Annotated in this window: 17 protein-coding genes; 11 read left to right on the plus strand and 6 right to left on the minus strand. The window is 63.2% G+C overall.

Going from position 1 to position 17001, the window contains the following annotated elements; genetic code table 11:
- Nucleotides 1-14 precede the first annotated feature (14 nt).
- The 7 genes from B5527_RS28680 (at nt 15) to B5527_RS28710 (ending at nt 6511) form a co-directional block, all read left to right on the plus strand.
- A complete protein-coding gene (locus B5527_RS28680) occupies nt 15-485 on the plus strand; it encodes a (2Fe-2S)-binding protein (protein ID WP_079604503.1) in 471 nt (156 codons plus the stop codon).
- Nucleotides 482-2617, plus strand: coding sequence for a xanthine dehydrogenase family protein molybdopterin-binding subunit (locus tag B5527_RS28685; protein WP_079604504.1), 2136 nt, complete (start codon nt 482-484; stop codon nt 2615-2617). The genes B5527_RS28680 and B5527_RS28685 overlap by 4 nt, the downstream gene beginning before the upstream one ends.
- Nucleotides 2614-3321 carry a molybdate ABC transporter substrate-binding protein gene (locus B5527_RS28690; RefSeq protein ID WP_079604505.1) on the plus strand — a complete coding sequence of 236 codons (708 nt, stop codon included), beginning with the start codon at nt 2614-2616 and terminating at the stop codon, nt 3319-3321. Before B5527_RS28685 ends, B5527_RS28690 begins: the two co-directional genes overlap by 4 nt.
- Before the next feature lie 38 nt (nt 3322-3359).
- The gene (locus B5527_RS28695; protein ID WP_079604506.1) at nt 3360-3548 is read left to right on the plus strand and encodes a hypothetical protein; all 189 of its coding nucleotides are present in this window, start codon (nt 3360-3362) and stop codon (nt 3546-3548) included.
- A gap of 54 nt (nt 3549-3602) precedes the next feature.
- Nucleotides 3603-4610: a TRAP transporter substrate-binding protein gene (locus B5527_RS28700; protein WP_079604507.1), complete on the plus strand. Its 1008-nt coding sequence runs from the start codon at nt 3603-3605 to the stop codon at nt 4608-4610.
- Nucleotides 4611-4710: 100 nt separating this feature from the next.
- A complete protein-coding gene (locus B5527_RS28705) occupies nt 4711-5202 on the plus strand; it encodes a TRAP transporter small permease (RefSeq protein ID WP_245332296.1) in 492 nt (163 codons plus the stop codon).
- 19 nt (nt 5203-5221) lie between these two features.
- Nucleotides 5222-6511, plus strand: coding sequence for a TRAP transporter large permease (locus tag B5527_RS28710; RefSeq protein WP_079604509.1), 1290 nt, complete (start codon nt 5222-5224; stop codon nt 6509-6511).
- A 184-nt stretch (nt 6512-6695) separates the two neighbouring features.
- Here B5527_RS28710 and B5527_RS28715 read toward each other — a convergent pair whose 3' ends face one another.
- The 3 genes from B5527_RS28715 to B5527_RS28725 all read right to left on the minus strand — a co-directional run bounded on the left by B5527_RS28715 (nt 6696) and on the right by B5527_RS28725 (nt 9276).
- Nucleotides 6696-6947: a hypothetical protein gene (locus tag B5527_RS28715; protein WP_079604510.1), complete on the minus strand. Its 252-nt coding sequence runs from the start codon at nt 6945-6947 to the stop codon at nt 6696-6698.
- 380 nt (nt 6948-7327) lie between these two features.
- The gene (locus B5527_RS28720; protein WP_425305033.1) at nt 7328-8074 is read right to left on the minus strand and encodes a Crp/Fnr family transcriptional regulator; all 747 of its coding nucleotides are present in this window, start codon (nt 8072-8074) and stop codon (nt 7328-7330) included.
- A gap of 233 nt (nt 8075-8307) precedes the next feature.
- Nucleotides 8308-9276 carry a Bug family tripartite tricarboxylate transporter substrate binding protein gene (locus B5527_RS28725; protein ID WP_079604511.1) on the minus strand — a complete coding sequence of 323 codons (969 nt, stop codon included), beginning with the start codon at nt 9274-9276 and terminating at the stop codon, nt 8308-8310.
- A gap of 176 nt (nt 9277-9452) precedes the next feature.
- Between B5527_RS28725 and B5527_RS28730 the strand changes: the two genes are divergently transcribed.
- The 4 genes from B5527_RS28730 to B5527_RS28745 all read left to right on the plus strand — a co-directional run bounded on the left by B5527_RS28730 (nt 9453) and on the right by B5527_RS28745 (nt 14244).
- Nucleotides 9453-10541, plus strand: coding sequence for an amidohydrolase family protein (locus B5527_RS28730; protein ID WP_079607580.1), 1089 nt, complete (start codon nt 9453-9455; stop codon nt 10539-10541).
- A gap of 213 nt (nt 10542-10754) precedes the next feature.
- Nucleotides 10755-11753 carry a zinc-dependent alcohol dehydrogenase family protein gene (locus tag B5527_RS28735; protein ID WP_079604512.1) on the plus strand — a complete coding sequence of 333 codons (999 nt, stop codon included), beginning with the start codon at nt 10755-10757 and terminating at the stop codon, nt 11751-11753.
- Complete coding sequence (locus B5527_RS28740) at nt 11750-13312, plus strand: AAA family ATPase (protein ID WP_079604513.1); 1563 nt, start codon at nt 11750-11752, stop codon at nt 13310-13312. Before B5527_RS28735 ends, B5527_RS28740 begins: the two co-directional genes overlap by 4 nt.
- An 80-nt stretch (nt 13313-13392) precedes the next feature.
- Nucleotides 13393-14244 (plus strand): CHAD domain-containing protein, encoded by an 852-nt coding sequence (locus B5527_RS28745; protein ID WP_245332297.1) that lies wholly within the window; start codon nt 13393-13395, stop codon nt 14242-14244.
- A gap of 63 nt (nt 14245-14307) precedes the next feature.
- Here the strand turns inward: B5527_RS28745 and B5527_RS28750 are convergent, their stop codons facing one another.
- From B5527_RS28750 to B5527_RS28760, 3 genes are read right to left on the minus strand one after another with little or no spacing between them, the layout of a single operon-like run.
- Nucleotides 14308-15147 (minus strand): phosphodiesterase, encoded by an 840-nt coding sequence (locus B5527_RS28750; RefSeq protein WP_079604515.1) that lies wholly within the window; start codon nt 15145-15147, stop codon nt 14308-14310.
- Nucleotides 15148-15156: 9 nt separating this feature from the next.
- Nucleotides 15157-16218, minus strand: coding sequence for an ABC transporter ATP-binding protein (locus B5527_RS28755; protein WP_079604516.1), 1062 nt, complete (start codon nt 16216-16218; stop codon nt 15157-15159).
- Nucleotides 16215-17000 carry an ABC transporter permease gene (locus tag B5527_RS28760; protein WP_079604517.1) on the minus strand — a complete coding sequence of 262 codons (786 nt, stop codon included), beginning with the start codon at nt 16998-17000 and terminating at the stop codon, nt 16215-16217. The genes B5527_RS28755 and B5527_RS28760 overlap by 4 nt, the downstream gene beginning before the upstream one ends.
- Nucleotide 17001: the final 1 nt, after the last annotated feature.

Genomic DNA, 17001 nt, shown 5'->3' on the forward strand with positions numbered 1-17001 from the left:
GGTCCGAGCCCTCGATGCCGAGCATTCGTTTTCGCCTCAATGGCGTCGAGACCGATGTCGACGCCGATCCCGATTCATCGCTGCTCGCGATCCTGCGCGGGCAGCTCGGCATGACCGGGCCGCATTTCGGCTGCGGCGCCAATGAATGCGGCGCCTGCAACGTCATGATCGGCGACCGCGCGGTGGCTTCCTGCGACACGCCCCTGTGGTCGGTGGCGGACAAGGACGTCACCACCATCGAAGGGCTGGGCAGCGCCGAAGATCCGCACCCGCTGCAGCGCGCCTTTATCGCCGAACAGGCCCTGCAGTGTGGCTATTGCGTCTCCGGCATCCTGATCAGCGCCGCCGCGCTGTTGATGCAAAACCCCAATCCTGCCAGCGCAGACGTGAAGGCCGCGCTCGACCGCAACCTCTGCCGTTGCGGGTCGCATAACCGCATGGTGCGGGCGGTGCTGCGCGCGGCGGCCGAGATGGCTGCCCGATGACGGAGACCGCGCCCTCCCCGCCGAAATTGCCGGTCAGCCTCGCCGCCAACCCGGTGCTGTCGTCATGGATTCGATTTTCGCCCGAAGGACAGGTGATAGTCTCGCCGGGCAAGGTGGAGATCGGGCAAGGCATCGTGACGGCGCTGGCCCAGATCGCCGCCGACGAACTCGATGTCGATATCGGCCGCGTGCGGATGGTTCGCGCCTCCACCGCGGGCAGCCCCAATGAGGGCGTCACCTCGGGCAGTCTTTCGGTGCAGCAGTCCGGACGCGCGATCCGTTACGCCTGCGCCGAGATCCGGCAGATCTTTCTCAAGCTCGCCTCCGATCGCCTAGGCGTCGGGACCGATGCGCTCGACATCAGCGACGGCACCATCTCCGGTCCCGGCAATGTGCAGACCAGCTACTGGGAACTCGCCGGCGATGTTGATCTGGATCGCGAGGCGACGCCGGGCGCCGTGCCAAAGAAATCGACGCAGCGTGCGTTGGCCGGCAATTCGGTTCAGCGGCTGGATATTCCCGACAAGGTTTTCGCGCACCCCCGTTTCATTCATGATTCCGCGCTGCCGGGGATGCTGTATGGCCGCGTACTGCGATCGGAAATATCGGGCGCAAAACTCACCGATCTAAAGCAGGATGCCGCCCGCGCCGTCGCCGGCCTGGTCGCGATCGTGCGCGACGGCAATTTCGCCGGCGTGGTCAGCGAGACCGAGGACGGCGCCGAGGCCGCGCTGAAGGCTTTGCGAAAGGGCGCGGCATGGTCGGCGGGCGAAACGCTGCCGGATGAAGACGGGCTGGCGGAGTGGCTGAAAGCCCAGCCGGCTGAATCGACCGTCATCGACAGGAAGACGGCGGTGAGATCGGGTGAAAAGCACCGCACGATCCGGCGGCAATACACCCGCCCCTATCTCGCACACGGGTCGATCGCCCCGTCCTGCGCCATGGCTCAATGGACCGGAGATCATGTCCACGTCTGGACCCACAGCCAGGGGGTCTATTTTCTCCGCGCCGATCTCGCCATCGTGCTCAAATTGCCGCTCGAGCACATCACGGTCGAGCACATGGAGGGCGCCGGCTGCTACGGACATAACGCCGCCGACGATGTCGCGCTCGACGCCGTCCTGCTGGCGAAAGCGGCTGGCCGCCGGCCGGTCCGCGTGCAATGGTCGCGCGAAGACGAGATGTCGCATGCGCCGTTCGGGGCGGCGATGGCGATCGAGATCGAGGCTGACCTCGATGCGCAGGGCGAGATCGTCGACTGGCGCCACAGCATCTGGGGCAATGGTCACACCGCGCGGCCGGGGCGCGCGGCGCAGCCGGCGCTGCTGGCGGCGACCGAACTGGCTGCTCCCTTCCCGCGCTACATCTCCACCAATCCGGCGCAGGCCGGTGGCGGCGGCGCCGATCGCAATTCGATCCCGCTGTACGATTTCCCGTCCTGGCAGATCGAATGCCATCGCCTGCTGACCATGCCGATACGCACCTCCGCGCTGCGCACGCTCGGCGCGCAGGGCAATGTGTTTGCGATTGAATCCTTTCTCGACGAACTGGCCGCCGAGCGCGGCGAAGATCCGGTCGAATTCCGGCTGCGCCATTTGTCGGACCCGCGGGCACAGGATGTGATTCGCGCCGTCGCAAAGCGCGCGAACTGGAAGCCAAGCAAACGCGACGGCGCCGGTTACGGCCTCGGCTTTACGCGATACAAGAACACAGGCGCCTATTGTGCCGTCATCGCCGAGATCGAGGGCGCGGACGATATCAGCGTCAAGCGGTTGACGATTGCGGTCGATGTCGGCGAAGCCATCAATCCGGACGGCGTGATCAATCAGATCGAGGGCGGCGCGATCCAGGCCACCAGTTGGGTATTGAAAGAGCGCGTCCGCTTCGACAAGGAACGCATCACCAGCAACACATGGGCTGATTATCCGATCCTTCGCTTCAGCGAGGTGCCGGAGGTTGAGGTCGAACTGATCCAGCGGCCGGACATGGATCCCGTAGGCGCCGGCGAGGCCGCGCATGGCCCGGTCACGGCGGCCATCGCCAACGCCGTGTTCGATGCGCTCGGGGTGCGCGTCCGCAATCTCCCGATCACGCGCGACCGCCTGATCGAGGCAATGGAGTTGACGTCATGACCGCAATGAACATCCTCAGCGGCGGCGCGGCCCAGGGCCTGGTCGGCAGTCTCGCGCCGCAATTCAAGGCGCTGACCGGGCTCGGCATCGAAGGCGAGTTCGGCGCGGTTGGCGCCATGGCCGAAAAACTGCGTAAGGGCGTGCCGGCCGACATGGTGATCCTGACGGCGGCATTGATTGCTGCGCTGGCGCGCGAGCATCTCGTCGCAGCCGCGTCGATCGCCGACATCGGAGTGGTCGAGACCGCGGTTGCCGTCCGCGCCGGCGATCCGCTGGCCACGGTCAAGGACGCGGCAAGCTTGCGCGATGCGTTGCTCGCCGCCGACGCCATCTTCGTTCCCGATACCAAGGCGTCGACCGCCGGCATTCACGTTGCCAAGGTTCTGCAGCAACTGGGTATCGTGGACGAGGTGGCCGCCCGACTCAAAATCTATCCAAATGGCGCGACCGCAATGCGCCATCTGGCGGCATCCGACGCCGTGAGGCCGATCGGCTGCACGCAGTCGACCGAGATCATCAGTACCAACGGCGTGAAGCTATCGGGATCGCTGCCGTCGGGATGCGAACTTTCAACGGTCTATACGGCGGCGGTGACCACGAAGGCCGCCAATGCCAAGCAAGCGCAAGCCTTGATCGATCTGTTGATCGCCGCCGATCAGCACGGGCTGCGCGAGCGCGCGGGCTTTCTCCGCGGCGAAAAATAGCAGCGGCTAATCAATTGTTGCTATGCTGGGAGCCTAGCGTGACAAACGACAGAAATAATCTGCAAGACGAAGAGCTCGAAGCCATTCGGCAGCGTTGCGAAAATGCAGCGCCTGGACCGTGGAGGTCCTTCGTCGAAGGTCGAGACCATTCGAGCCACGGTCCAGCCGCCATCGAGGACAACATCAGGAAATTCCGCGACATCGTCGACAATTATCGCAAGGGATGATGCGCTGGCGGATATCCGGCAGACGACCGATAAAAAAACGCTCGGGAGGATCTGATGAAGCGCCGCGATTTTATGAAGTTGGGCGCCGGCTTCGGGATGACGGGGTTGGCAGCAACCCTGGCACCGCGATCGCCGGCGCGCGCGCAAACGAAGTCGGTTTTCAAGGCCTCCGACGTTCAGCCCGCCGGCTATCCGACCGTGCTGGCGACGGAGAATCTGGGCAAGAAGCTTGAGGCCGCCACCAGCGGACGCCTCTCGGTCCAGATGTTTCCGTCGATGCAACTGGGCGGCGAGAAGGAGACCATCGAACAGACGCAGATCGGCGCGATCCAGCTGTTGCGCGTCAGCGTGGGATCGATGGGCCCTATCGTCGACGACATCAACGTCGTCAATATGCCGTTCCTGTTCCGGAACACGGCGCACGCCGAAAAGATGATGGATGGGCCGATCGGACAGGAACTGCTCGACAAGATTACCGCCAATCCCAATGCGGGACTGGTCGCGCTGTGCTGGATGGATGCCGGCGCGCGCAGCCTCTACAATACCAAGCGGCCGATCAAATCGATCGAGGACATCAAGGGCCTCAAGTTTCGCGTCATCGGCAATCCGATTTTCATCGACATGATGAACGCCCTTGGCGGCAATGGGGTCGCGATGGGCTATGATCAGGTCTTCAGCGCGCTGCAAACCGGCGTCATCGACGGCGCCGAGAACAATCCGCCGAGCTATGTCTTCAGCAATCATTATACCGCGGCCAAGTATCTCTCGCTGACCGAGCACCTGATCATCCCCGAAGTGCTGGTGTTTTCGAAGAAAGCCTGGGCCGCCCTTTCGGCCGACGATCAGACCCTGCTGAAAAAATTTGCCCGCGAGGCGCAATTGGAAGAACGCGATCTCTGGAACAAGTACGAGCAGCAGGCGATGGACAAGGCAAAGGCCGCGGGCTGCCAGATCGTTGAAATCGCCGACAAGAAGCCGTTCCAGGACGCGGTCAAGCCGGTGTGGGACAAATACGGCCCGAAATATCAGGACATGATCAAACGCATCCAGGCCATCGAATAAAAGCCTTCACGCACGATCCATTTGCGGCGCGCTCACGGGAACGCCAACGGTTGGTCGGAAATCAGGACCCCCCACAATGGCCGGATTATTTCGACGGACAATGGATCGCCTCTACCTTCTGTGCGTCATCATTGGCTGCACCGCGCTGGTGCTGATCTCCGCGATCATTCCCTGGGCGGTGTTCACCCGCTACGTGCTCAACAGCGCGGCATCATGGCCTGAACCGCTGGCGGTACTCCTGACCATCGTGCTGACCTTCATCGGCGCTGCCGCCGCCTATCGGCTCAACCTGCACATGAATGTCTCGTACTTCGCGGACCAGCTGCCGCCCCGATTCCGCACCCTGCTCGACCTCGTCGTTCAGCTGCTGATGGCGCTGATCGCGAGTTTCATGATCGTCTGGGGCGGCCGGCTGGTCGACGTGACCTGGCACAATACCATCGCGGATTTTCCGTTCCTGTCGGTCGGCGTCACCTATTTGCCGATCCCGGTCGGCGGCGCGTTCCTGCTGCTGTTCATTATCGAGCGCATTTTTCTCGGCGCACCGCCGGACCGGTTATCTCAAGACCTCGAAGTCGCGCCGTTCGACTGAGCCCGGAGAAAAGCACCTCGTGGACATTTTCATTCTTCTTGCGACCATGCTGGTTTGCTTCGTCATCGGCATGCCCATCGCCTACTCACTCGCTTTGGCGGCGATCGCAGGCGCATGGTCGATCGGCATTCCCCTGGAAGCGGTGATGCTGAAAATTTCCGACGGCGTCAGCAAGGTGGCGATGCTGACGATTCCGTTTTTCGTGCTGGCGGGCGCCATCATGGCCGAAGGCGGCATGGCGCGCCGGCTGGTGGCGTTCGCCGATGTTCTGGTCGGATTCACCCGGCTGCGCGGCGGCCTCTCGATCGTCAACGTGCTGGCGACGACATTCCTGAGCGGCATTTCCGGCTCCGCCGTCGCCGATACATCCGCGATCGGCTCGGTGATGATCCCGCAGATGGAAAAGGCCGGCTATCCTCGGGTGTTCGCGACCAATCTGACCATCACCTCTTCGGTGCAGGCGCTGCTGGTGCCGCCGAGCCACAACGCGGTGCTGTACTCACTGGCCACCGGGGGCACGATTTCGATCAGCGCCCTGTTCATGGCCGGCGTCTTTCCCGGCCTGCTGCTCGGTTTCTCGCTGATCATCCTCTGCCTGGTCATCGCCTACCGCGACAAGCATCCCCATGGCCAGACCGCGCCGGCGAAGGATGCGCTCAAGATCACGATCGATGCTGCCTGGGGGCTGGTGACGCTGGTCATCATTCTCGGCGGCATTCTCGGCGGGATATTCACCGCCATCGAGGCCGGCGCCGTTGCCTGCATCTGGGCGTTCTTCGTGACGATGTTCATCTACCGGGACTATCGCTGGCGCGACCTGCCGATCCTTTTGCACCGTACGCTGCGCACCGTCGCGATGGTGCTGACGCTGATCGCATGCGCCTCGAGCGTCGGTTACGTGATGGCGCTAACGCAAATGCCGGCGAAGATGACGGCGTTCTTCCTGTCGATATCGAGCAACAAATACGTCATTCTGTTCCTGATCAATATTCTGCTGCTGGTGCTCGGCACGCTCGTCGACATGGCGCCGTCGATTTTGATCGCGACGCCGATCCTGCTGCCGGTGATGCAGAATTTCGGCGTCGATCCGGTTCACTTCGGCATGATCATGCTGCTCAACCTCGGCATCGGACTGTGCCATCCGCCGGTCGGATCGATCCTGTTCGTCGGATGCGCGGTCGGCAAGGTCTCTATCGAGCAGGTGATGCGGAAGATCTGGCCGTTCTACGCCGTGATGTTTCTGGTGCTGATGCTGGTGACTTATTTTCCGGAAGTCTCGCTCTGGCTGCCACGGCACGTATTGCGGTGAACTCCAGGCGCGTCCGAGGCGGCGCTGTCGTTCAAGGTGCAGCCGATACCAGTCAGCGTTCCCGATGCCGCGAAAATCGAAACAAGCATCACGTCATTTGCGCGCGAACCGGGCGCCCCCTGGGACACGCCGGGAAAGCCGTCCGGGCCGTATCAACCTCGCGTCCGGCATAAACCGCGATCGGTCAATTGATTTTGGCGGTCCGGCTTTCGCCGGCGGGCTGCGCCAGCTGAGTCGGGGCCACCTGCGGCGCTATATCGGTCCCGGAAAACTCGGCCTGTACCGCCTCCGATATCCAGACGGATGCGGCCGGCTGAAAAACCACCAGGCCGATCAGCGCCAGTACGAGAAGTACGGGGACCGCAAAAAATCCGACGCTCCAGCTCTGATGAATACGGTTATTGTTTTTGCCCACTCTATCGATCGTGCCGTGCATGGACGTCTCTCCATCGTGCGAAGTGCCCCCACAGTGGCTTAGCTCAAGGGGCTGCACGCGCGTGTGAGTTGCTTCACATTCGCCGCGATAAAACATTCGCGAATTTTGTCTGGATCAATCGGAATGGTTGTGTCCGCGCCAATCCCGCGCGGCTGTCTGGAGGCGCCCGCGGGGGTAAAAGCGTGATGAGATGAGGTTAGATTGAGCTAGGACGCAGCGGAAACTTTACCTCTCCCGTAGGGAGAGGTCGGCGCGTAGCGCCGGGTGGGGGTTACGGTCTATCGTTGGGGCAGCCCCCCTCACCCGATTTGCTGCGCAAATCGACCTCTCCCCGCTGGGGAGAGGTGAAGCACACCGATTCAAATTAAAACCATCTTGCGCTATTCGCCTTCGTTTCCGCCCGCTTCGACCAGCGCCCGGAGCGCTTCGGTATTGAGCACGACGATGGCCCCGTGCTCGAGGCGAACCCAGTTGCGGGCCGCCCAAATCCGCAGCTGCTTGTTGATGCTCTCCCGCGTCATCCCGACCATCTCGCTGATTTCCTGCTGGGTAACGGCGATGGTCCGGCCTCCGGGCGCGGGCTTATGTTTGTCGGTCAGACGAATGAGCGCGCTGGCGAGCCGCCCCGGCAGATTCTGGAGAATGACCTCCTCAACCTGGTCACTGGTCCACCGCAGCCGCGTGCAAAGCAGCTCGATGAACTTCATGGCCAGCTCCGGCTGGCTTCGCACGAAGGGAATAAACTCGCGACGGTCGATGATGAATATTTCGCAATTGGTGTTGGCGGTAGCGTCGGCAGTCCGCGCCCGCCCATCGAGCACCGCGACTTCACCGAAAATCTCGCCGGCGCTGATCAGATTCAAGATTGCGCTGCGGCCCTCGGCGGACGAGATGCTGATCTTCACCGTGCCGCTAAGCACCGCAAACAGGCTGTTGCCGGGATCTCCCTTGGAAAAAATCGCGGCTCCCCGCTTCAGCGTGGAGTGCTTGGCATAACGGCAGAGCTGGTCGAGCGCGCCGGCATCAAGATCGCAGAAAATCGGATGGTTGCGCAGGACCGATAGCGTACTGCTCGCAACAGACCGAGGTTGAGCTTTTAGGTCCTGGGGCACGCCGGTCACGACCATCTGGTGATTTTGCCCATCATCGGCGGATCGTGCTAAATGCTGGGCCAGCCGAGGGCCATCATCCGCCGCCGTATCTCGCAGTTATACGCCCGCATCATGAACACGGCAAGAAAGAGCCGAATTACCGCCATATCCTTCAATCCGCTGCACGCGAGGGGTGCGAATGATCGGGCGGCAATTTTAGATGTATACCGCACCACGTCCGCCGAAACAGCCCCCGCCCACCTGCCGGCTCAGTCGCTGGCGAGGCCCATTTCTTTAATCACGCGGGCATATTTGGCGAGCTGATCCCGCGTCATGGCACGCAGTTCCTCGGCCGAGCTGCCGCGCACCGCGAAACCCAGATCCTCGAGCTTGCGCCGAACCTCCGGATCCGCCAGCGCCTTCAGCACTTCGGCATTCAGCCTTGCGGTGATGTCCTTCGGCGTTCCCGCCGGCGCCAGGATCGCAAACCAGGAATTGAAGAAGAACCCGGGCAGACCGGACTCCGAAACCGTGGGCACGTCGGGGAATTGCGGCAACCTCTTCTCTGTGGTCACCCCGATCAGCCGGAGCTGGCCGCCGCGCACCAGTGCCGCGACGGTCCCGAGGCCCTGAAAGGCGACCGGAATCTGGCCGGAGGCGACGTCGGTCGCCGCCTGCGTGGCGCCCTTGTAGGGCACATGGGTCAGCGATATCCCGGCTTGGGAGGCGAACATCGCCATCGCCAGATGCTGCGGGCTGCCCGGGCCACCGGAGCCGTAGTTGATCTTTCCGGGCGCGGCCTTTGCTGCGGCGATCAGGTCCGCCGCGGTCTTGTAGGGGGACTGGTTGTTGGCGATCAGCCCCCATTCCACGGTGGCGACCAGCGATACCGGCTCGAAATCCTTCAAAATGTCCCAGGGCATTTTCGAATGCAGGCTGGGCACCATGGTCATGACGCTGTCGTTGAAACCGCCGATCGTGTAGCCGTCCGGCTCGGCCCGCGCGACCTGCTCGGCACCGATCAGCCCCGAAGCCCCGGGCTGGTTGATGATGACGATCTGCTGGCCCATGTCGTCGCCCATCTTCTGGGTTACGATCCTGGCTGCGACGTCAACGGCGCTCGCCGCCGCCAGCGGCACGATCATCCGGATCGGCCGCTCCGGATAGGCCCCCTGCGCGAGCGCGCTGGAGCTTGCGAGGAGCGCGAGCGCGGGGACCAGCGAGTGAAGCAGCCGCATACCAGATTTCTCCCTTTTTAACTGGATGACGTACCAATGGACGGCCGCAATCCTGCCGAGAATGATTGCCCTGTCGCTTCCGGCTTGGCAATGTGCAGGAGAAGAAATGAAGAACGGGCCGGCGCCTCAATCGACCGGCCATGGGAAACGCCGGCTATGCCATCGAGGGAGAACGAATGACCACCCGTAGAAATTTTTTGAGAGGCGCGGCCGCGACCGGTATCGCCTTTTGCAGTTGCGGCATGCTGAATGCGGCACGGGCGCAACCGAAGTCGCCGCGCCTGCCGGTCAAGGTTGGCGGCAAGCGCGTCCTGACCGTGGATGCCCACGCGCATTGCTATTTCCATGAAGCCATCAATCTGATGGGCGCCGACGCCGACAAGGTGCTGCCGCCGGTCAAGGGCGCCCCGGAGCACTTCATCGTCATCGAGAAGCGTCTCAAGGAAATGGACGCGATGGCCATCGACATGGAGGTGCTGTCGATCAATCCGTTCTGGTACGGCAGGGATCGCGACACCGCGGGCCAGATCGTCAAGGTCCAGAACGAGAAACTGGCCGAGCTTTGCGCCTCGCGGCCGGACCGCTTCGCGGCGTTCGCCTCGCTAAGCCTGCAATTTCCGGACCTCGCGGTGCAGCAGCTCGAAACCGCGGTCAAGAAGCAGGGCCTGCGCGGGGCCGCCATCGGCGCCACCGTGCTGGGCGAGGATTTCTCCGATCCCAAATTCCATCCGGTCTGGGCCAAGGCCGAAGAACTCGGCGCCGTGCTGTTCATTCACCCCCAAAGCACGCCGGAGCTCGCCAAGCGCTTCAAGGGCAATGGCTGGCTGTCGAATACGATCGGCAATCCGCTCGACACCACGATCGCCCTGCAGCACCTGATCTTCGAAGGGACCCTCGATCGCTTTCCCGGCCTGAAAATCCTCGCGGCGCATGGCGGCGGCTATCTCGGCTCTTATGCGGCGCGGGACGACCACGCCTGCTTCGTGTCGCCGCAGAACTGCAATCCGAACATCACGCTGAAAAAGAAGCCCTCGGAATATCTCAACCAGCTCCATTTCGACGCCATGGTGTTCACGCCGGAGGGGCTTCGACACCTGGTGGCGCAGGTCGGCGCCAGCCAGATCGTGCTCGGCACCGACCACCCGATCCCCTGGGAAGAGCATCCGGTCGACCGGGTCTTCGCGACCACCACGCTCTCGGACAAGCAGAAGATGGCCATTCTCGGCGGCAACGCGGCCCGCCTGTTCGGGATCAAGGAAGCCTGATTTCGATACCAGGCTGGCCGGTCAGAAGCCTCGGCGCGTTGGAGAATACGCGTCGGCCGTCAGCCGCTCAGGCCGCGTTTGAAAGTCACTGGCATTGTATCGCGGGAGATGATGACTCTCCCGCCGCGACGTATTTGATGGAGGTCAAGGGCTCGCCGGCCCTCCGGCATATCGGTATGCTGTTCGCCATACCGGTTACGTGCGGAGTAACAGATGCGCGCCATGGTATTGCCGGCTCCCGGGGCACCTCTCCAGATGCAGGAGCGCGCCGATCCCCTCCCCGGCGGTGGAGAAATTCGCGTCAAGGTGAGCGCGTGCGGGGTCTGCCGGACCGATCTTCACGTCGTCGACGCGGAGCTTCCCGGCATCAAATACCCCATTATTCCCGGCCACGAGATCGTCGGCCGCGTCGACCTCATCGGCACTAACGTCAGCACCCACCGCATCGGCGACCGGGTCGGGATCCCCTGGCTCGGCTACACCTGCGGCGTCTGCCGTTTCTGCAGGGAGGGCATGGAGAACCTCTGCGACAATCCGCTGTTCACGGGGTACACGCGGGACGGCGGTTTCGCCACCCACACCATTGCCGACGCGCGTTATGCTTTTCCGCTCGGCGAAGGTGGTGACGACGTTTCGATCGCACCGCTGTTGTGCGCCGGCCTGATCGGCTGGCGGTCGCTGGTGATGGCGGGCGGCGCCGGCCGGCTCGGAATCTACGGCTTCGGCGCAGCCGGGCACATCGTCGCCCAGATCGCGCGCTGGCAGGGCCGCTCCGTTTACGCCTTCACGCGATCCGGCGACGTCGCGGCACAGGGTTTTGCCCGCCGGTTAGGAGCGGTATGGGCCGGCGCGTCGGACCAGCGGCCTGACGTCGCGCTCGATGCTGCCATCATCTACGCCCCGGCCGGGGAACTGGTCCCGGCGGCGCTGCGCGCGGTACGCAAGGGCGGCACGGTAGTGTGTGCGGGAATCCATATGAGCGACATTCCGAGCTTTCCTTACGATATTCTTTGGGAAGAACGGCAGCTAGTGTCGGTGGCCAACCTCACGCGCCGCGACGGACTGGATTTCCTCAAGATTGCCCCGCAGGCCGGAATCCGGACCCAGACCACGGCGTTCCCGCTGGCCGAGGCCAACGACGTCCTGACAAAGCTGCGGACCGGACAGATCCTGGGTGCCGCCGTGCTCAAACCCCAGGCCGGCAGCGCATGACCGATTCAACGGCCGCCGATACCCGCACCCAGGAAAGCGTCTTTGCATTTCTCGCGGACCCGGCAATACATCCTGAGGTTCATCGGATCGATACGCATGCAGCGACGGTTTTTCTCGAAGGCGACCGCGCGCTGAAGATCAAGCGCGCCGTCCGTTTCCCGTACCTCGATTATTCGACGCTCGAGAAGCGGAAAGCCGCCTGCGATGAAGAGATCAGAATAAACCGCCCATTCGCGCCGCAGATCTATCATCGCGTCGTCCCGATCACGCGGAATGCCGACGGATCGCTTGAGATCGACGGAAAGGGTACGCCGGTCGAATTCGCGATCGAAATGACCCGCTTCGATGAGCGCCGGACCATCGATCATCTGGCGGAAGCCGGCCCGCTGGATCCCGAACTCGTCGATGCCGTGGCGGATGCGATCGCAGCCTCGCACCTCAACGCGCCGCCGGCGCCCGCCGAAGCCTGGATCGCGTCGATCCTGTCCATCATCGAGGGCAATACCACCGCGTTCCGAACCGCAGCCTGCTTCTCCACGAATGAGGTCGATGACCTCGACGAAGCATCCCGGTCGGCGTTATCAAGAGTTCGAGAGTTGCTGGAACGGCGCGGGCGGCAGGGATGCGTGCGGCGCTGCCATGGCGATCTGCATCTGGCGAACATCGTCCTGATTGATCACAGGCCGGTGTTGTTCGATGCGATCGAGTTCGATCCTGAGATCGCGTCGATCGATGTGCTCTACGACCTTGCATTCGCCATGATGGATTGCATCCGCTATGACCGGCACGCGGCTGCGTGCGCGCTTCTCAACAGATATTTGAGCGCGACACCCAGCGAAAATCTCGACGCACTCGCCGCCCTTCCTCTGTTCCTGTCGCTGCGCGCCGCCATCCGCGCCAATGTGATGCTGGCCCGTCAGGGGCGGAACTCCGGCGACACGACGGATGCGATGCAATCGGCGCGGGCGTATTTCGAGATTGCGCGCCTCGCAATCCATCCTCCAGCGCCGGCGCTGGTCGCGATCGGCGGGTTGTCCGGAACCGGGAAATCCATTCTGGCGCGCAGCCTCGCGCCCGCCGTCATGCCGTTGCCGGGAGCGGTGGTGCTGCGCACGGACGTGCTGCGAAAGCAACACTTTCAGGTCCGTGAGACGGACCGGCTTCCCGCAAGCGCATATCAGCCGGAGATCACGGAACAGATTTACGAAATCCTCCTGCAGCGCGCGTCGCGGATCCTTTCCCAGGGCCATTCCGTCGTCGTCGATGCGGTGTTTGCCCGGGAATCGGAGCGAGCCGCGATCCGCGACGCCGCGCGCAAATTGGATATCCGCTTTGTCGGCCTGTTCCTCGAGGCGGACCTCGCCACCCGGCTGAGCCGCGTCGGTCGCCGCGCGGGCGATGCATCCGACGCGACGCCCGAAATCGCCGGGCTGCAAGAGAAATATGAGATCGGTGCAGTCGATTGGACGGTCATCGATGCCTCCGGCACACCTGAGCAAACCCTGATACAATCCCAACGCTGGATCAATCCCGATGAGCCGGCTCGACGGCTCCAATAGCGCAAGATAGCATGGCGCCATCCCCACCATCAAAAAGCAACGCAGTCCTTCGGGCCGGACGAATGCGAATAGATCCAACAATGGCGTGCGACACCGCGTTTCGCGTGATAGCGCGCCGCTGCCTGTCGGAGTTGACCGCAAATCACGAGGCGACCTGCAAAGGCGACCCCGCGGCGCTGTATCAGATGCGCGTCGCGCTGACGCGCTTGCGCACGGCCATCTTGTTCTTCTCGCCGATGGTTGCGGACTCCCAGCGAACGCAAATAAGGCAGGAGCTGAAGTGGCTGAACGGCCATCTTGGCGCGGTGCGGGATCTGGACGTCGCGATCGCGCAGCTGAAAGCCGCTGACAAACGCCGGCCGCGAGCTGTACCTTATTATCGTTCCTGGAACGGGAAACGGGCGGACGCCCAGCGGCTTTTGGCGAGGGCACTTCGGTCAGCCAGGTATCGGCGGCTGGTCAAAAACCTATCCGGTTGGATCGACCACGGACCCTGGTCCATCGAGGCGGGAACGCAGCTGGCCAGGGAGCGGGCTTCTCCGATCGTCATCTACAGCGCGCGCAAGCTGACGCGGTGGCAGGAGAAACTTCTGAAGAAGCGCCGCAAGCTTCCGAAGATGAGCACCAGGAAGCGTCATCGGCTGCGTCTGTTGAACAAGAAGCTATCCTATTCGATCGAATTCTTCGAAGGGCTGTTTCCGGACAAAGGATTTGCAAAGCAGCAGGCGGCGCTGAAGTACCTGCGCAGGGCGAAGCGATCGCTCGGACAGTTGAACGACGACGCCAACAGCCAATCTCTGGCGGCCGCGCTGCAGCGAGAGGGTATCGAGGCGCCCTTGAAAATTCTCACCCGAAAACGGGAAAAACGCCTGATACGAACCACGACGGCGGCTTACGAGAAACTGGCGGCGCTGAAACCGCTCCGGGCCTGACTGCCCCGCTCATTGACCTTGCGTCCAACTCGCCGAAAGACGGCGGGCCGGCGAAGGCAATCCCTACAGCAACTTCCCGTCCGGCCCAAAGAACGGATGCGGCCCGTCGAAATCGCCGATCGGGACCTGATGCGTGACGACGCTGCCGAAGCGCTCGCCGGGAAACCAGCTATGCAGATGAAACGCCGGCGGCTCGACCTTGAACGATGGCTCGCGCAATTGCGCCAGGTCGAGGTCGACGGCGTGATTTGGCGCTGGGCAGATCGTCGAGGGGACGCCGGCGAACATCGCGAGCGTCGCGCGATGCACGTGACCACAGGCGATCAGCTGCACACGTGGATGACGCTTCACGACCGTGGCCAATTCGCCGGCGTTGAGCAGGTTCTGACGGTCCATGTGCCAGATGCCGGTTGTGAACGGCGGGTGGTGCAGAAACACCAGCGCGGGTCGGTCCGGCGAGGACGCAAGCGTGGCGTCCAGCCATTGCAGGGTGGCCGCGTCGAGTTCGCCATGCGGCTTACCGGCGACGCTCGAATCCAGCAGCACCAGATCGAGGCCGCCCACTGCAACCCGTTGATTGAGCGACTCCGATGCAAAGGCATAGTCAGCGTCCGGAAATGCCGCGCGCATCAACTCGCGCGAATCGTGATTGCCGGGAATGCCGACAAAGGGCAGCTCAAGCCGCGCCAGCAGGCGCTTGAGATGCTCATATTCCTCAGCCATCGGCGTATCCGCAAGATCGCCCGAGATCACCACGAGGTCAGGCCTCGGCCTGAATGCGTTCAAGGCCGCCACGCAACGCTCCAGCGCGCTTGCCGTATTGACCCTTCCGTAGGCGAGCGAGCCCGGCGGCTTGATATGCAGATCGGAAATCTGCGCGATCAGAACGGGTTTTGGCGGCATCGGCGTCCTTCAATGTTCCGGTGGCAACAGCCTGACGGCGTCAGGCGCGATAAGCAGTCCGATCCGTTCGCCGGCCTGGGCCTTGATGGTGTTCGGCGCGTCGACGGTGAGAAATTTGCCGGATGCGCCGCTGACGATCATGCGTTGCCGGTCGCCGATGAAACTGACGCTGTCGATGATCCCACACAGCGGGGCGCCATCGGCCTCGACGACGCGGATGGTTTCGGGGCGGATCATGGCGACCGCAGCCGGCAGGTTCATGTCGCCGCCGATCGGCTGCCGCCCGCCCGGCAATACCAGATGGCCGTTCTCGAGCGGCGATTCGATGATGTTCGCGGCCCCAATGAATTCGGCGACGAAGCGATTCTTCGGCGTGAAATAGATCTCGCGCGGCGTGCCGATCTGGGCAATCGCGCCTTTTTGCATGACCACGATGCGGTCGCCGAGCTCCATGGCCTCCGATTGATCATGCGTCACATAGATCGTGGTGATGCCGAGCGCGCGCAGCAGACGGTTGAGTTCGCCGCGCAGCCGGTCGCGCAACGCGGCGTCGAGCGCGGTCAGGGGCTCGTCGAGCAGCAGGATGCCGGGCCGGATCGCCACCGCACGCGCCAGCGCGACGCGCTGGCGCTGGCCACCGGAGAGCTGGTCGACGCGGCGGTTCTCCAGCCCCGTGATATTGGTCAGCACCACCAGTTCGGCAATGCGCGCCGCGCGCGCCTGCCTCGCCATGCCGCGGATTTTCAGGCCGTAGCCGATATTGTCCGCCACGGTCATGTTCGGAAACAGCGCGTAGGACTGAAACACCATGCCGACATTGCGCTGCTCGATCGGCACCGAGGTCATATCGTTGCCGTCGAACAGCACCCGGCCGCCAGCGTCTGGCAATTCCAGCCCGGCGATGATGCGCAGCATGGTGGTCTTGCCGCAGCCGGAGGGGCCGAGCAGCACCAGCGTTTCGCCGCGCGCGATGTCGAGCGTGGCGGGCTCCAGCGCGCGGGTACCGTCGGCAAAGGTCTTGCCGCAGGCCTCGATGCGCACCGAGGCGCCATGTCCCAAGGTGACGCTCATCCTCGCTGCTCCCGGTCGGCAAACATCTGCATCGCAATCAGCAGCGGAATGATCATGACAAAGAAAATCAGTGTATAGGCCGAGGCCACCTCCAGCCGCATCGACGCGTAGGCGTCGGCCAGCCCAATGGGCAGCGTCTTGGTCAAGGGCGTGTGCAGCATCCAGGTCAGGTTGAACTCTCCCAGCGACAGCGTGACCACCATCAGGCTGCCGGCCAGAATCCCCGGCACCGCGTTGGGCACGATGACGTCGCGAAACCGCCGCCATGGCGACGCGCCCAGCGACGCCGCGCCTTCGTCGAGCGTCCTGATGTCGACGGTTGCGAACACCGCCATCACGGATCGCACCATGAACGGCATGGTGAAGACGACATGGCCGGTGAGGATGAAGAGCCATGAGCGGCGAAAACCGCCGAACCCCTGATAGGTGAACAGCAGCGCCAGCGCGATCGCGAGCCCGGGAATGGCGAGCGGCAAAGTGATGATTTCCTCGACAATGCGCGAGAGCCGCCCGCCCCTGATGTGCAAGGCATAGGCCGAGGGAACGCCGGCGAGCAGCGTGACGGCGAGCGTCGCGAATGCGATCACGAACGACAGCAGGATGGTGCCGGCATAGAGATCCCAAACCTGGAAGACCCATTGCAGGGTCACGCCCGAGGAAATCCCGCGAAAGTAGTTCACCGTGACCCCGGCGGAAATCGACAGGATCGCGGGCACCACCAGAAAGGCGGCAACGAACAGTGTGAACAGAAGCTGGCTGGTGAAGATCAGGCGGTCGCGCATG

This window comes from Bradyrhizobium erythrophlei, from assembly GCF_900129425.1.
Lineage (GTDB): Bacteria > Pseudomonadota > Alphaproteobacteria > Rhizobiales > Xanthobacteraceae > Bradyrhizobium > Bradyrhizobium erythrophlei_C.

What these genes read in the sequence shown, in the direction of transcription:
- B5527_RS28750 (WP_079604515.1), bottom strand. Translation starts at nt 15,147, where the DNA reads ATGCCGCCAAAACCCGTTCTGATCGCGCAGATTTCCGATCTGCATATC.
- B5527_RS28760 (WP_079604517.1), bottom strand. Translation starts at nt 17,000, where the DNA reads ATGCGCGACCGCCTGATCTTCACCAGCCAGCTTCTGTTCACACTGTTC.
- B5527_RS28685 (WP_079604504.1), top strand. Translation starts at nt 482, where the DNA reads ATGACGGAGACCGCGCCCTCCCCGCCGAAATTGCCGGTCAGCCTCGCC.
- B5527_RS28725 (WP_079604511.1), bottom strand. Translation starts at nt 9,276, where the DNA reads ATGCGGCTGCTTCACTCGCTGGTCCCCGCGCTCGCGCTCCTCGCAAGC.
- B5527_RS28705 (WP_245332296.1), top strand. Translation starts at nt 4,711, where the DNA reads ATGGATCGCCTCTACCTTCTGTGCGTCATCATTGGCTGCACCGCGCTG.
- B5527_RS28715 (WP_079604510.1), bottom strand. Translation starts at nt 6,947, where the DNA reads ATGCACGGCACGATCGATAGAGTGGGCAAAAACAATAACCGTATTCAT.
- B5527_RS28745 (WP_245332297.1), top strand. Translation starts at nt 13,393, where the DNA reads ATGGCGTGCGACACCGCGTTTCGCGTGATAGCGCGCCGCTGCCTGTCG.
- B5527_RS28755 (WP_079604516.1), bottom strand. Translation starts at nt 16,218, where the DNA reads ATGAGCGTCACCTTGGGACATGGCGCCTCGGTGCGCATCGAGGCCTGC.
- B5527_RS28735 (WP_079604512.1), top strand. Translation starts at nt 10,755, where the DNA reads ATGCGCGCCATGGTATTGCCGGCTCCCGGGGCACCTCTCCAGATGCAG.
- B5527_RS28700 (WP_079604507.1), top strand. Translation starts at nt 3,603, where the DNA reads ATGAAGCGCCGCGATTTTATGAAGTTGGGCGCCGGCTTCGGGATGACG.
- B5527_RS28740 (WP_079604513.1), top strand. Translation starts at nt 11,750, where the DNA reads ATGACCGATTCAACGGCCGCCGATACCCGCACCCAGGAAAGCGTCTTT.
- B5527_RS28730 (WP_079607580.1), top strand. Translation starts at nt 9,453, where the DNA reads ATGACCACCCGTAGAAATTTTTTGAGAGGCGCGGCCGCGACCGGTATC.
- B5527_RS28720 (WP_425305033.1), bottom strand. Translation starts at nt 8,074, where the DNA reads ATGGTCGTGACCGGCGTGCCCCAGGACCTAAAAGCTCAACCTCGGTCT.
- B5527_RS28690 (WP_079604505.1), top strand. Translation starts at nt 2,614, where the DNA reads ATGACCGCAATGAACATCCTCAGCGGCGGCGCGGCCCAGGGCCTGGTC.
- B5527_RS28680 (WP_079604503.1), top strand. Translation starts at nt 15, where the DNA reads ATGCCGAGCATTCGTTTTCGCCTCAATGGCGTCGAGACCGATGTCGAC.